The 14,469-nt window shown below is 68.9% G+C and carries 13 protein-coding genes; 5 read left to right on the top strand and 8 right to left on the bottom strand.

The genetic code is table 11. The annotated features are described in order from the left end of the window. Positions 1-68 precede the first annotated feature (68 nt). The 4 genes from pstB to pstS form a co-directional block, all read right to left on the bottom strand. Complete coding sequence (gene pstB / locus G4Z16_RS18265; RefSeq protein WP_197351808.1) at positions 69-845, bottom strand: phosphate ABC transporter ATP-binding protein PstB; 777 nt, start codon at positions 843-845, stop codon at positions 69-71. Between the two features lie 99 nt (positions 846-944). Continuing rightward, positions 945-2,027: a phosphate ABC transporter permease PstA gene (gene pstA, locus G4Z16_RS18270; RefSeq protein ID WP_197351809.1), complete on the bottom strand. Its 1,083-nt coding sequence runs from the start codon at positions 2,025-2,027 to the stop codon at positions 945-947. Then, on the bottom strand, positions 2,024-3,052 hold the full coding sequence (gene pstC / locus G4Z16_RS18275; protein ID WP_197351810.1) for a phosphate ABC transporter permease subunit PstC: 1,029 nt from the start codon (positions 3,050-3,052) through the stop codon (positions 2,024-2,026). The genes pstA and pstC overlap by 4 nt, the downstream gene beginning before the upstream one ends. Positions 3,053-3,235: 183 nt before the next feature. Beyond that, entirely contained in the window at positions 3,236-4,351 is a 1,116-nt protein-coding gene (pstS, locus tag G4Z16_RS18280; RefSeq protein ID WP_197351811.1) for a phosphate ABC transporter substrate-binding protein PstS, read from the bottom strand. 541 nt (positions 4,352-4,892) lie between these two features. Between pstS and G4Z16_RS18285 the strand changes: the two genes are divergently transcribed. Further along, a complete protein-coding gene (locus G4Z16_RS18285) occupies positions 4,893-5,942 on the top strand; it encodes a C40 family peptidase (protein ID WP_246530928.1) in 1,050 nt (349 codons plus the stop codon). A 196-nt stretch (positions 5,943-6,138) separates the two neighbouring features. Continuing rightward, the gene (locus tag G4Z16_RS18290) at positions 6,139-7,617 is read left to right on the top strand and encodes a PP2C family protein-serine/threonine phosphatase (protein ID WP_197351812.1); all 1,479 of its coding nucleotides are present in this window, start codon (positions 6,139-6,141) and stop codon (positions 7,615-7,617) included. 131 nt (positions 7,618-7,748) lie between these two features. Here G4Z16_RS18290 and G4Z16_RS18295 read toward each other — a convergent pair whose 3' ends face one another. The 3 genes from G4Z16_RS18295 to G4Z16_RS18305 all read right to left on the bottom strand — a co-directional run bounded on the left by G4Z16_RS18295 (position 7,749) and on the right by G4Z16_RS18305 (position 9,404). Then, the gene (locus tag G4Z16_RS18295) at positions 7,749-8,075 is read right to left on the bottom strand and encodes a DUF2516 family protein (RefSeq protein ID WP_197351813.1); all 327 of its coding nucleotides are present in this window, start codon (positions 8,073-8,075) and stop codon (positions 7,749-7,751) included. A 147-nt stretch (positions 8,076-8,222) separates the two neighbouring features. Continuing rightward, positions 8,223-8,870, bottom strand: a complete 648-nt coding sequence (locus G4Z16_RS18300) for a hypothetical protein (RefSeq protein ID WP_197351814.1) — start codon at positions 8,868-8,870, stop codon at positions 8,223-8,225. Between the two features lie 27 nt (positions 8,871-8,897). Beyond that, positions 8,898-9,404 carry a helix-turn-helix domain-containing protein gene (locus G4Z16_RS18305; protein ID WP_197351815.1) on the bottom strand — a complete coding sequence of 169 codons (507 nt, stop codon included), beginning with the start codon at positions 9,402-9,404 and terminating at the stop codon, positions 8,898-8,900. Positions 9,405-9,772: 368 nt separating this feature from the next. Between G4Z16_RS18305 and G4Z16_RS18310 the strand changes: the two genes are divergently transcribed. The 3 genes from G4Z16_RS18310 (at position 9,773) to G4Z16_RS18320 (ending at position 13,460) form a co-directional block, all read left to right on the top strand. After that, complete coding sequence (locus tag G4Z16_RS18310) at positions 9,773-10,825, top strand: right-handed parallel beta-helix repeat-containing protein (RefSeq protein WP_197351816.1); 1,053 nt, start codon at positions 9,773-9,775, stop codon at positions 10,823-10,825. A gap of 280 nt (positions 10,826-11,105) precedes the next feature. Next, the gene (locus G4Z16_RS18315) at positions 11,106-12,179 is read left to right on the top strand and encodes a hypothetical protein (protein ID WP_197351817.1); all 1,074 of its coding nucleotides are present in this window, start codon (positions 11,106-11,108) and stop codon (positions 12,177-12,179) included. Between the two features lie 201 nt (positions 12,180-12,380). Continuing rightward, positions 12,381-13,460: a right-handed parallel beta-helix repeat-containing protein gene (locus G4Z16_RS18320; protein ID WP_197351818.1), complete on the top strand. Its 1,080-nt coding sequence runs from the start codon at positions 12,381-12,383 to the stop codon at positions 13,458-13,460. A gap of 51 nt (positions 13,461-13,511) precedes the next feature. Here G4Z16_RS18320 and G4Z16_RS18325 read toward each other — a convergent pair whose 3' ends face one another. After that, positions 13,512-14,258 carry a VOC family protein gene (locus G4Z16_RS18325; RefSeq protein WP_197351819.1) on the bottom strand — a complete coding sequence of 249 codons (747 nt, stop codon included), beginning with the start codon at positions 14,256-14,258 and terminating at the stop codon, positions 13,512-13,514. Between the last annotated feature and the right edge of the window lie 211 nt (positions 14,259-14,469).

Consider the following 14,469-nt stretch of genomic DNA (forward strand, 5'->3'; position numbering starts at 1 on the left):
AGCACCGCGAGGCCGTATGAGCGCCGGCCGGGACGGACGGGCCCGGCCGGCCGGCGCATTCGGACGGCTCAGCCGAAGCGGCCGGAGATGTAGTCCTCCGTGGCCTGGACCGAGGGGTTGGAGAAGATCCGCTCGGTGTCGTCGATCTCGATGAGCCTGCCCGGCTCCCCGACCGCGGCGAGGTTGAAGAACGCCGTGCGGTCCGAGACGCGCGCCGCCTGCTGCATGTTGTGGGTGACGATGACGATCGTGAACCGGGACTTCAGTTCCGCGATGAGGTCCTCGATCGCCAGCGTCGAGATCGGGTCGAGCGCCGAGCAGGGCTCGTCCATCAGCAGCACCTGCGGCTGCACGGCGATGGCGCGGGCGATGCACAGACGCTGCTGCTGACCGCCCGAGAGGCCCGAGCCCGGCTTGTTGAGGCGGTCCTTGACCTCGTTCCAGAGGTTGGCTCCCTTGAGGGAACGCTCGACCGTCTCGTCCAGGTCACGCTTCTTCTTCTCGCCGTTCAGCCGCAGGCCGGCCGCGACGTTGTCGTAGATGGACATGGTCGGGAACGGGTTGGGGCGCTGGAAGACCATGCCGATGGTGCGGCGTACGGCGACGGGGTCGACCTGCGACCCGTACAGGTCCTCGTCGTCCAGCATCACCTTGCCGTCGACGCGTCCGCCGGGGGTGACCTCGTGCATGCGGTTGAGGGTGCGCAGGAAGGTGGACTTGCCGCAGCCGGAGGGCCCGATGAAGGCCGTGACGGAGCGGGGTTCGACGCTCATGGATATGTCGTCGATGGCCCGGTGGGAGCCGTAGAAGGCTGTCAGGCCGCTGACGTCGATGCGCTTGGCCATGGTGTCAGTCACTTTCTGGGTGCGGGAAGTACGAGGAGTTCGGGGCGTTCGCGCGTACGGGCGCGGACGCGGGCGTGGAGGCGGAAGCGGGAGCGGGCATCAGCGGCCCCCCGCCTTCGGCGCCTTCCAGCGGGCGATGCCTCGGGCCACCAGATTGAGCAGCATCACGAAGGCGATGAGCGTGAGCGCTCCGGCCCAGGCGCGGTCGATGCTCGCCGCGTTGCCGAGCTTGTACTGGTTCCAGACGTAGAGCGGCAGGGACTCCTGCGCGCCCGAGAACGGGTTCGGGTTGATCAGCGTGTTGCCGAAGACGAGCAGCATGACGGGCGCCGTCTCGCCGGTGATTCGGGCGATCGCGAGCATCACGCCGGTGGCGATGCCACCGATCGACGTGGGGAGCACGACCTTGAGGATCGTGCGCCACTTCGGCACGCCCAACGCCAGGGACGCCTCACGCAGTTCGTTCGGTACGAGCTTGAGCATCTCCTCGGTGGAGCGGACCACGACCGGCATCATCAGGATCGCCAGCGCCATGGAGCCGGCGAACCCGGACGGGCCGAAGCCGAGGCCCAGATTCCAGAAGGCGAGGACGAACAGGCCCGCGACGATGGACGGGATGCCCGTCATGACGTCCACGAAGAACGTGACCGCTCGGGCGAGACGGCCCCGCCCGTACTCGACGAGGTAGATCGCGGTGAGCAGGCCGACGGGAGCGGCGATCAGGGTTGCCAGACCGACCTGTTCGAGGGTGCCGAGCAGCGCGTGGTAGACGCCGCCGCCCTCCTCCAGGTTGGTCATGCCGCCCATGGAGTGGGAGAGGAAATATCCGTCGAGGAGCTTCGCGCCGCGGCTGGTCGTCGTCCACGCGAGAGAGACCAGCGGGACGACGGCGAGGACGAAGCAGACCCAGATGACGCTGGTGGCCACCCGGTCGCGTGCCTGACGGCGGTCCTCGACGAGCGTGGTCACGGCGTAGGTGATGACCACGAACAACAGGGCGGCGATCAGGCCCCATTGGACGCGGCTCTCCCAACCGGCGACATTGCCGATGCCGATGCCGAGCCCTGCGGAGACGAGGGCGACGGCGACCGGGGACCACCGCGGCAGGCGGCGGCGCGCCAGGGGTGCGGAGGATGGAGGCGGGTCGGTGATCTGCGGCTTTTCCAGAATCGTGTTGCTCATGCGTTGGCCCCCGAGTACTCCTTGCGGCGCGCGATGATCCAGCGGGCCGCGCCGTTGACCAGCAGTGTGATGACGAAGAGGACGAGGCCGGAGGCGATCAGGGCGTCACGGCCGAAGTCGTCGGCCTCGTTGAACTTCGCGGCGATGTTCTGCGCGAAGGTGCCGCTGCCCGGGTCGAGGATGTGCAGGCTGAAGAGGAAGCCGGGCGAGAGGACCGTGGCCACGGCCATCGTCTCGCCGAGCGCGCGGCCGAGGCCGAGCATCGAGGCGGAGATGATTCCGGAGCGGCCGAAGGGGAGGACCGAGGTCCGGATCGTCTCCCAGCGGGTCGCGCCGAGCGCGAGCGCCGCCTCCTCGTACATCTTCGGTGCCTGCAGGAAGACTTCGCGGGAGACGTTGGTGATGATCGGCAGGATCATGATCGCGAGCAGGATGCCGACCGTGAAGATCGACCGGGCCGGGCTGCCGGGGTTCGACATCTCGAACACCGTTGTCCAGCCGAGGAATTGGTCGAGCCAGCGGGTGAGCCCGTCGAGGTACGGGACAAGGAACAGCGCGCCCCAGAGGCCGTAGATGATCGAGGGCACTGCTGCCAGCAGGTCGATCACGTACGCGAGAGGGGCGGCGAGCCGCCGCGGCGCGTAGTGCGAGATGAAGAGGGCGATGCCCACGGCGATGGGCACGGCGATGATCATCGCGATGAGCGAGCTGACCACGGTGCCGAAGGCGAGGATGCCGATGCCGAACGCAGGCGGGTCGCCCTGCGGGTTCCACTCGAAGGCGGTCAGGAAGTTGACCGAGTCCTTGGAAACGGCGATGGAGGCGCGGTAAGCCAGGAACCCGGCTATCGCGGCCATGATCACGAGCAGTGTGATGCCCGAGCCGCGGGAGAGGCCGAGGAATACCTTGTCGCCCGGGCGTACGGAGGTGCCCTTCACCTGGGCGGCCGTGCCGGGGGCGGCGGTGTCGCCGGCCTTGGGATCGGTGGGCGGCGGTGCTTTCTCGGAAGTGCTGGTGGTGTCCATGGTGTCTCCGGTCTGGTCGGGGATGGGTCCCCTGGCGGCGGTGCACCGGATGGGTCGCAGGTGTCGGTCGGTGGGTTCGGTCTGTCTCGGAGGTGACGTGGCGTGGGGCCGGCCCGGGTCCCGGGCCGGCCGTTCACGCGTCGTGCGCCGTGGCCGTTGCTGTGGCCCGTGCGGCAGTGGCGATCAGGCGAGCTCCGGGATGGCGCTGCGGACCTTCTTCGCGATCTCGTCCGGCAGCGGCGCGTAGCCGAGCTTCGCCAGCTCGCCCTGGCCGTCCTCGCTGGCCGTGTAGGTCAGGAAGGACTTGGCGGCCTTGAGGCTGCTCGGCTTGTTGCCCTTGTCGCACAAGATCTCGTAGGTCACGAGCATCAGCGGGTAGGCACCCTCGGTCTTGGTGGCGTAGTTCAGGTCGAGCGCGAGGTCCTTGTCCTTGCCGACGACCTTGGCGTCCGCGATGGCCTTGGAGGCGTTCTCCGTGGTGGCCTCGACGGGCTCGCTGGCGCCCGTGTCGAGCTTGACGGTGTCGAGGTTGTTCGCGGTGGCGTAGGAGAGCTCGAAGTAGCCGATGGCGCCGTCGGTCTGCTTCACCTGCTGCGCGACGCCGGCGGAACCGGAGGCGGACTGTCCGCCCTTGGCGGGCCAGGACTTCTCGTCCGGGTACTTCCAGTCGTCCTTGGCGGCGGTGCCCAGGTACTTGCCCAGGTTCTGGGTGGTGCCCGACTCGTCGGAGCGGTGGAAGGGCTGGATGTCCGTGCTCGGAAGCTTCGCGTCGGGGTTGAGCTTCTTGATCTCGGGGTCGTTCCACTTCTTGATCTTCGAGTCGAAGATCTTGGCGACTGCGGACGCGTCCAGGACCAGGTTGTCGACGCCGGGCACGTTGTAGGAGACCGCGACGGGGCCACCGACCATGGGCAGGTTCACGCCCTGGCCGCCCTTGCAGATCTTCTTGGACTTGGCGACCTCTTCCGGCTTGAGTGCCGAGTCGGAGCCGGCGAAGGCCGTGGTGCCCTGCAGCCACTCCTGGACGCCGCCGCCGGAGCCGATGTCCTTGTAGTTGATCTGGGTTTCCTTGCAGGCGGTCTGGTAGTTCTTCACCCACGCGTCGACGGCGTTCTTCTGCGCCGTGGAGCCGGAGGCGAGCAACTTGCCCTTGCCGTCGCACTTGATGTTCGCGGCGGCCTTCTTGGCATCCTTGCTGGTGTTGGTGTCCGAGCCGCAGGCGGTGAGTACCAGGGCGCCGGAGACCGCGACGGCGCCGAGAGCGAGGGCGCGCAGTCGAATCGTGCGCTGAAGCATCACTTTCGTTCGGTTCCTTCCTGGAGCCCGCCGTTGGGGGGCGGCGCGCGAGACGTTCAGATCTTTTGGTTTTCGGAGTGCGTACGTTCGCGCTCCGTAAGGCTGAAATTAGACAGATCAGGTGAAGCGGCTCACGAAGGTGAATGAACGCACGGTGAACCTCGGCGGTCGGCCCAGTGGCCCGGTGAGCGGCCGCGCCGGAGGATCGGGCAGGCCGTGTTCCGCCCGGTACGAGTGGTTGCCGTACCGCGCGTGACGTGCGGAGGTACGGACTGGAACCACTGATTCCGCGCCCGGGAAGGGGGGCGTGGACCGGCTGCCGCCCTGTCGGATTCCGCTCGTGCATGGCAACATCCGCTGCATCAGGGGCGGTTGGGCGGAGCCGGCGGTGGAAGACGTAGGCCAGGGGCCCGTCCGCCGGGACGGCGTGAAGCCGGCCTAAGGGGCAGTGGCACAGGGCGCCGCGGTCGACCAGGACCACGAGCACCGAGCACGACCAGGAACGAGGAAGACCCGCAGGGACGGACTACGGCGAGGGGGCCAGGTGAGCGGGACGGGGAAGCGCCGGATACTGGTGGTGGCCTGCACGCTGGGGCTGCTGGCGGGACCCTTGGCGGGAAGCGCCTCTGCAGCCGCGCCGGAGCCGGGCGACGGGGGGCCGCGGAGCCTGGAGGAGATCAGCAAGAAGATCGACCGCCTCCACGCCGCGGCAGAGTCGGCGACGGACGCGTACAACGGCGCACAGGAGCGCGCCGAGAAGCAGCAGAAGGCCGTCGACAGGCTCACCGAGAAGATCGACTCCCTGCGGGAGACGCGCGGGAAGTACAAGAAGACGGCCGGAGCGCTGGCGCGGGCCCAGTACCGGAGCGGCGGAATGCCCGACGAGGCTCATCTGATCCTGCGCAAGACCCCCGAAGAGTTCATGCACGACGCGGTGATCATGCGCAAGGGGCAGCAGGCCGCCAAGGGCGTCATCAGCACCCTCGCCGACACCGAGTCCCGGCTGGACGAGTACGCCGGAGAGGCCTCGAAGAAGCTGCGGAAGCTCGAGGCGGAGAAGAAGCGCAAGGCGGCCGCCAAGAAGAAGATCGAGAAGGATCTGGAGGCGGCCGAGCAGATCGAGTCCCAGCTGGCGGCCAAGGAGCTGGAGCGCCTCATCGAGCTGGAGGACGAGGCGGCGCGGGCGCGGCAGTCGAAGTGGCTCGAATCCGGGGTACTGGACGAGATATCCGGCAAGGCGTCGAAGGCCGGCAAGAAGGCCATCGCCTACGCCACGAACCAGATCGGCAAGGACTACGAGTGGGGCGCCGAGGGCCCCCGTACGTTCGACTGCTCGGGGCTGACGCTGCGTGCGTGGCAGGCGGCGGACAAGGAGATCCCGCGGACCTCGCAGGAGCAGTGGAGGCAGCTGAAGCGCGTGCCGATCAGGAAGATGCGCCCCGGCGACTTGATCATCTACAAGCGTGACGCGAGCCACGTCGGGATGTACGTCGGCGGGGGCGAGATGATCCACGCGCCGCGCACGGGCCGTCAGATCACCGTCGCCGGGGCCGGCTCCCTCGTGATCAAGGGTGTCGTCCGTCCGGACAAATGAGGGCGATTCCATGGCCGCTGGCATATGACAGGGGCGGATTGCCTCCAGCCATTCCGTACCTGCGTACGGGGGCGCTAGGGTCCCCAGGACAGCCCGGTCGTGTGCAGGCGCGCAGGACCCATCGCCGCCGCACCGGGCTTGGTGGTGTGCCGGCTGGCTCACGACCGCGCCCTCGGGGGGAGGGAAAGGAACACGTATGCCCGTAGGCGTGCCACGTGAGGACGCTGTTTCCGCGCCTCCTCGCGCGTCGGTGCCCCAGCAGAGCGACGGATCGCACGAGCGGTCCGGGGCGAGCGTGAAGGGGGCTCTCACGCTCCTCGTCATCGAGGACATGCGCGCCGGCGGCCGGAGCGTGCCCGAGATCCTCGACGCGGCGGGCGGCTACCTGCCCGGTGACGCGCATTCCGAGGCCTCCGGCCGGCGCATCAAGGTACGCACGGCCCGTAACCTCACCGAGGCCGCTCGACTGCTGACGGACGATGTGCAGTGCATCCTTCTCGACCTGGCGCTGACCGGGGCGAGCGGAACGAGGCCCGCGGCGGCTGCCGCCCCCGCCGCGTCCGAATCCCCGTCGGCCCCCGTCGCACAGGACACGGGAGGCACGGAGTGGGCTACTGCCGGGACCGGGACCGGGACCGGGACCGGGACCGCCGGGCCTGCGGCGGACGCCCCGGAGCCTCCCGCCGACGGCGGTCCCGCCGCCGGTGAACTGGAGATCCTTCGCCATGTGCTGCGGCTCGCGCCCCGGCACGCGGTGCTCGCGCTGACGGACGGAACGGACGCGGAGCGTGCCGCCGAGGCCGTACGCGTCGGGGCACAGGACTATCTCTTCCGCGACGAACTCGACGGGCGGCTGCTCATCCGGGCCATCCGCTACGCCGTCGAACGCAAGCGCTCCGACCTCGCCCAGCGCCAGCTGACCGAGTCACGGCTGCGCGCCCAGGAGAACGCCCGTCTGGAGCGCGGACTGCTCCCGACACCCCTGCTGTCCGGCAGCGAACTCCGCTTCGCCGCCCGGTACCGCCCCGGCCGCTCCCGCGCCCTGCTCGGCGGCGACTTCTACGACACGGTCCGCACGGCCGACGGCACCGTCCACGCGATGATCGGTGACGTCTGCGGTCACGGTCCCGACGAGGCGGCCCTGGGCGTCGAGCTCCGCATCGCATGGCGTGCGCTGACCTTCGCCGGCCTGTGCGGCGACGAACTTCTCGGGACACTGCAGAAGGTGCTCGACAACGAGCGGGCCAGCGATGAGATCTTCGCCACACTGTGCACCGTCGACATCGCGCCCGACGGACACCGGGCCGGTGTCTGCCTGGCCGGACACCCCTCGCCGCTCGTCGCCGGAGCGGCCGGTTCGGTGCCGCGGCTGCTCCCGTACGACGACAGCGGTCCGGCGCTCGGTGTGGTCCCGAACGCGCGGTGGCCGCGACGTCAGGTCGAACTGGGCCGCTCCTGGAGCATGTTGATGTACACCGACGGCCTGATCGAGGGCCATATCGGGGAGGGCCGTCAGCGTCTCGGCCAGGACGGAATGATCGACATCGTCGCCGGCCGCATGGCGCAGGGCATCGAGGGCGAGCGTCTGCTGGACGCGACGATGGAGGACGTACGACGCCTCAACGGCGGCGAACTCACCGACGACGTGGCTGTGTTGCTGCTCGACCGGAGGTGACCGGACGCCCGCGCCCGCGGGCAGCCCGGTGCCGATGCGGAGTGCGCCTCAAGGGCGCGCGGCCACGTGTGCGACTGGAAGCGTGCTGCCGCAGCCCGGTGTCCGGCCGGGGAGTCCCGACAGGCTTGCTTTCAGCGGCCGTTGAACGGCCCGTAGGGACCGTCGCTGCTGCTGCCGCCGAATCGCGGACCGCCGCCCATGACCTGCTTGAGCGCGGGACGTACGTCGACGATGTAGACGATCGTGGCGATCAGACCCGCGATCTGCAGAAAGACGATCGGGTAGATGTTCACGGCGATCGTGAGGCCGAGAATGATCAGCCAGAACGGCTTGGTCTGCTTGCCGGCGGCGGGATAGGCGTCGGTCCGGCGCATCGCACCGTCGATGAACGCGAACACCGCCATCGCCAGCAGGACCAGGGAAATCACCCACAGCAGCCCTTGGAATCCCTGCATCATGTCGTTCACTTCCCTGCGAGTCCGTAATCCGTGAGTGGCCTGGCCGGCGGCCTGCTGTGGTGCCGCTCGTCATGCCACCGTACCCGTTCGCCGGACCGGGAACCCGGGCCCGGCGAACGGCTCGGCAGGGAGGAGGCGGGCGTCGGCTCAGGAATCGGACTTCGGGGGCGTCTTCTTGCTCCCGTTGGCCTTAGCCGTGCCCGGCTTCGGGGTGGTCGTCCTGGCCGTGGTGGTCTTCCGGGCGGCTGCGCTCTTCTTGGCCGCGGAGGAGGCAGCGCCGGCGGAGCCCTGGCCGTTCTTCGACGTACCGGTCGTGCCGGTGGTGCCGGCCGTGCTCGTGGTGCTGGTCGCGCCGGGCTTCGTGGTGCCACGCGGCTGGGCCGGCGGCTCGGCGACCTTCACCGGCTCGCGCTCGACGGTCACCTCGGTCGTGCCGGATTCCTCGCCCCGCCAGTTCGCCACGGCGCCCCGGCCCCGGTCCGCCAGTTCGTCGTACGCCTCGCGGGCCTTGACCGCGTACTCCGCGGCGATGCCCACGCTCTGCAGGGCCAGGTGCTGTGCCTGCTCGCGCAGCTTCTTGATGTCGGTGTCGATGCTGCCCAGGGTCTGACTGACCTTCGCCTGCGTCTCCTTGGCCTGCTTCGTGAACCGCGCCTGGACTTCCTTGGGGTCGGTCGCGCGTACGGCCGCGATGCGCTCGGGAGCCTCCTCGCGGATCTTGTCGATCACACCGGCGGCGAAGTAGAGGGGCTTGGGGTCGGTGAGGGTGTTGCGAATGTCGTTCGTGCTGGGCATGAGAGGTCTCTCCCTGTGGACTGACTGCTATCGGGCGTCGGCCCCTGTGGCCTCGGCTTCGTCTTCCCCGGCGTTCTCGGCGTTCTCCGCGTTCTCCGAGCCTTCGTTGTCCTTGCCGCGCCTGCGGCCGGCGTGCTCGCCGCGTCTGTCCTCCCCGGCATCCCGGCCGGCGCCGTTCTGCTGCGCGGACCCGTTCTCCTTGCGGAAGGACTCGTAGATCTGCAGCAGCGCCTGCTTCTGACCCTCGTTGATCGACGGATCGGCGAGGATCGCTGCCGGTACCTGCAGCAGATCGTCCCGCTCCCGCTCGTCGAGGATTCCGGCCTGCACGTACAGCGTCTCGGCCGAGATCCGCAGGGCCTTGGCCAGCTGCTGCAGGATGTCGGCGCTCGGCTTGCGCAGGCCGCGCTCGATCTGGCTCAGGTACGGGTTGGACACCCCGGCGGCGTCGGCGAGCTGCCGCAGCGAGAGCTTGGCGTTGCGCCGCTGCTCACGCAGGAACTCGCCCACATTGCCGACGTTCAGGGAAGCCATGGCCACCACCATGCCTGGCTTTGCTAACTTTTGCAAGCGCCCTGCTTGCAAGTGTGTCTGTCGGGCAGGACGTGCACACGGCTGTCGCGGAGGACTCCCTGAGGTTCGTGAGGTGCCGGTTGCCGACCTTGAACCTCTGACGTGTGCGGAAGTCACGCCGATTCCGGACCGGCCGCCGCAACCTCGGCCGAGGGGCGCCGGGTTGGAGGTCTGCGAGGGGCTGAGGCCGTTCGGCGGCGGGCCAGGTGAGGCTGCCGTCACCTGCGGTTACGGATGAGACGTCATCTCAGCACCCCGGTTCGACCAGCATTGCCGCTGGCTGCCGGTGACGTGCCGTTTCACTCTCCAGCGTCGAGGGAGTCGTAGCGATGAAGATCATCTTGCGGTCCGGTGCCGTGGCGGCCGCGTTCGGTGTGGGGCTGTCCCTTGCGGTCCTGCCGGCCGTCCCGGCCGGCGCGGCAGCGGCGATCCGCGTGCCGTGCAACGACATCACCGCCCTGAAGAACGCGATCAACCGGGCCAACGCCAGCGCCAATGCCGGCCGCATCGTCCTTGCGTCCCACTGCACCTACAACCTGACCGCACCCGACAATGCCGACGACGGGCTTCCGGAGATCACCGGGAACGTGACGATCTCCGGCCGGGACACCACCATCCGCCGCGCCCCGAGCGCGACGCAGGACTTCCGCATCTTCCATGTGCAGGTGGGGGGAAACCTCACTCTCGATTCCCTGGCGGTCAGCGGCGGCAGCCTTGCCAGCGGCTTTGGCGGCGGCATCCTGAACTTCGGGGGGACGCTGAACCTGAATCGCACGGTCCTCAAGGGCAATTCAGCCCGGGAGGGCGGTGGCATCGGCAACACCGGTGGACGGGTCGACCTCGACCGCACCACCGTCGAGCGCAACACCGCGAGCAGCTTCGGCGGCGGAATCGTCAACGGCGGCAACGGCACACTGACGATGGAGGGCGGGGCCCTGCTCAAGAACCGGGCCGCCACCGACAACGGAGGCGGGCTCGAGAACATCCTCGGTACCGCGACTCTGCGGTCCGTCTCGGTGCGGGGCAACACCGCCATCGTGGGTGGCGGCATCCGCAACACGAATGGCTCGACCCTGCGCATGGAGTCGAGCACTGTCCGGGACAACATCGCTGTGTTCGGCGCTGGAATCTCGAACAACGCCAGCCCCGCCACGCTGGTCCGAAGCCTGGTCACGCGGAATACGGCGATCACCGCGGGTGGCGGCATCCTCAACCAGGGTGGCGGTCAGGTCACGCTCACCGACAGCAGGGTCGTCCGTAACACTCCGGACAACTGCAGCCCCGCGGGCAGCGTTCCCGGATGCACCAACCCTGCGGCCACCGTCGCACCTCCGGCCTCGCAGCTGCCCCCGCCCTCCAAGGACAGCAAGGTCCGCAAGTAGGCCGCCGGGAACGGAATACGGCCATGCGCCTCTGACCGGCTCCGGTACGGCTGATGGCTCGTAGCACGCACCGGTGCGCGGCGCAGAAGGGCGGGGCCCACTCTGGGTCCCGCCCTTGCGTCGGTTCGAAGGGCCTGCGCAGCCGGGCCCGTTCGGCGGTAGGCCAAGTGAGGCCGCTGCGTCTGCGGTTACCGACGACACGTCAACTCGATCCGGCCCGCCCGCGTGGCCGATGGGTGCCGGTGCCGATTCACTCCCGACCGATGAGGAAGGCGTAGCGATGAAGATCATTCTGCGATCCGGTGCCGTGACCGCGGCCATCGGTGTGGGGCTGTCCCTCGCTGTCCTGCCGGCCGTCCCGGCCGGCGCAGCGGCGGCGATCCGCGTGCCGTGCAACGACATCACCGCCCTGAAGAACGCGATCAACCGGGCCAATGCCAGCGCCAATGCCGGGCGCATCGTCCTCGCGTCCCACTGCACCTACACGCTCACCACAGCCGACAACCCCGACGACGGGCTCCCCGAGATCACCGGGAACGTGACGATCACCGGCCGCGACACCACCATCCGCCGCTCCCCGAGCGCGACGCAGGACTTCCGGATCTTCCACGTACCGGCCGCCGGCGGCCCACGCACTCTCACCCTCGACTCGCTCACGGTCAGCGGTGGCAGTCTGCCGAATTTCGCCGGTGGGGGCCTGTGGAACAACGGCACGCTGAACCTGAACCGGACAACCGTCAGGGACAACCGCGCTGAGACGAGCGCAGGCATCCACAACACCGGCGGACGGCTCAACCTCGACCACAGCACCGTCGAGCGCAACACCGCGACCCGGAACGGCGGCGGAATCCTCAACGGACGCAACCAACTCCTCGACCAACCCGGCACGCTGACGATGAAGGGCGGGGCGCTGCTCAACAACAGGGCACTCAACGACGGCGGTGGCGGCCTGGAGAACCTCAGAAGCACCGCGAACCTGGACTCCGTCGCGGTCAAGGGAAACACGGCTCCCCGGGGCGGCGGCATCAACCAGTTCGTCGGCACCCTCCACCTGAAGTCGGCCACCCTCAGCAACAACATCGCGGTGACCGGAGCGGGCCTCAGAAACTCCTTCAGCACGGCGACGCTGGTCCGAAGCCTGGTGACGCGCAACACGGCGATCACCGCGGGCGGAGGCATCTTCAACGAGAACTCCAGCTCGGTCATGCTCAGGGACAGCAGGGTCGTCCGCAACAGGCCGGACAACTGCAGCCCCGCGGGCAGCGTCTCCGGATGCACCGACCCCACGCGCACGGTGACTCCGCTGAGCTCGCAGGTCTCCCCGCCTGCCAAAGGCAGCAAGGCCCGCAAGTAGGCCGTCGGGAGCGACAGCGCGGCCAGGACGGTGTCGCGGGCCGGAGGTGCGAGGGCCGGAGGCCGTTCGGCGGTAGGCCAGGTGAAGTTGCGCGCGGCAGCGGTTACGGATGGAACGTCGTCTGATCATTCCGATTGCCCAGCAAGCCGCCGGGCGCCGGTGACGTGCCGTTCACTCTCGACCGCTGAGGAAGGCGTAGCGATGAAGATCATCTTGCGGTCCGGTGCCGCGACCGCCGCGATCGGTGTGGGGCTGTCCCTCGCTGTCCTGCCGGCCGTGCCGGCCGGTGCAGCGGCGGCGATCCGTGTGCCGTGCAACGACATCACCGCGCTGAAGAACGCGATCAACCGGGCCAACGCCAGCGCCAATGCCGGCCGCATCGTCCTCGCGTCCCACTGCACCTACAGCCTGACCGCGCCCGACAACGCGGACGACGGGCTTCCGGAGATCACCGGGGACGTGACGATCACCGGCCGCGACACCACCATCCGGCGTGCCCCGAGTGCGACGCAGGACTTCCGGATCTTCCACGTCGTCTCCGGCGGCACCCTCACCCTGAACTCGATCACGGTCAGCGGGGGACGCCTCTCCCTTGCCGACACCATGGGCGGGGGCATCGCGAACACCAACGGCACGCTGAACCTGAACCGCTCGATCATCAGGGGCAACGAGGCTTCGCAGGGTGGCGGCGTCCACAACTTCGGCGGACGCCTCAACCTCGACCGCACCACCGTCGAGCGCAACACCAACACCACCGTCGGCGCCACCGCCGGTGGCGGCGTCTTCAACACCGACAGCGGCACGATGAAGATGAGGGGCGGGTCCCTGATCAACAACCGGTCCCCGATCGGCAACGGCGGCGGTTTGGAGAACATCCGCCAGGCCACCGCTCACCTGAACTCGGTATCCGTGAGGGGGAACACGGCCCTTCTGGGTGGCGGCATCCGTCAGACACAGAGGGGCGTACTGCGCCTCACGTCCAGCACCGTCAGCAACAACGTCGCTGTGTCAGGCGCGGGCCTCTCGAACCTCGACTCCACAGCCACTCTGATGCGAAGCCTGGTCACGCGGAACACGGCCATCAACAACGGCGGCGGCATCGACAACCCGCCCCCCAGCCGGGTCACCCTCATCGACAGCAAGGTCATCCGCAACACACCGGACAACTGCAGCCCCGCAGGGAGTGTGCCGGGGTGCACCAACCCCGACCCCGCGAACGCCGTCACGCTTCCGGCCCCGCAGCTGCCCGCGCCGGCCACGGAGAGCAAGTCCCGAAGGTAGGAATCCGAGAACGGAACACGCTTCGCGTCAGGACGGGCCGAGGACGGCGCGTCAGGACGGGCCGAGGACGCAGAACTCGTGGCCCTCCGGGTCGGTCAGGCACGTCCATGGGACGTCACCCTGGCCGACGTCGAGGTCGGCGGCGCCGAGGGCGCGCAGCCGGGCCGCCTCCGCTGCCTTGTCGTCACCGGGGTACGGCAGCAGGTCGAGGTGGACGCGGTCCGGCACGGTCTTCACGCCGGGCGTGCGAAGGAACTCGAGGTACGGGCCGACACCCTTTGCGGAGCGGAACACTGCCTGATCGTCAGTCACCTCATGCAGGGTCCAGTCCGTCGCCTGACCCCAGAACCGGGCCATGGCCCGCGGATCCTCGCAGTCGACCACCACCGCGGCGATCGGACCGGTGTCCTGGTAGATCTCCCGAGGCTCCAGCACGCAGAACTCGTTGCCCTCCGGGTCTGCGAGGACCGTCCACGGCACTTCGCCCTGGCCCACGTGGGCGGGCGTCCCACCGAGAGCCTGCAGACGCGCGACCAGCTCCGCCTGATGGACCTCGGAGGTGGTGGCGAGGTCGAGGTGCACCCGGTTCTTTGTCGTCGTCTTGGGCTCCGGGACGGTGATGAAGTCGATGCCGAGCGCGACCGGGTCGGGCCAAGCGAAGTCGCCGGCGGGTCCGACGTAGGTCGTCATGCCGGATTCCCCGCCGCGAACACTCCAGCCGAGCGCCTCCGCCCAGAACCGGCCGACCGCCGAGTGATCGAGGGCCTTGATGTTCACCTGAACAGGTCGCAGTGCCATGCCGGCGATCCTATGTGCCCGCTCTGCGACGACATCAGCGGAACCATCGGCAAAAACGGGGTCAACTCTCAAGCCGACGTCTCCAGTCGGCTGTTGAGGGCCGTCGGCGCCCAGGTTCGTGGAGCCCGGTTGCCGCCCTCGGACTCTGACGTGTGCGGAAGCCACGCGATTTCGGACCGGCCGCCGCAACCTCGGCCGAGGGGCGCCGGGT

This window comes from Streptomyces bathyalis, assembly GCF_015910445.1.
Taxonomy (GTDB): Bacteria; Actinomycetota; Actinomycetes; order Streptomycetales; family Streptomycetaceae; genus Streptomyces; species Streptomyces bathyalis.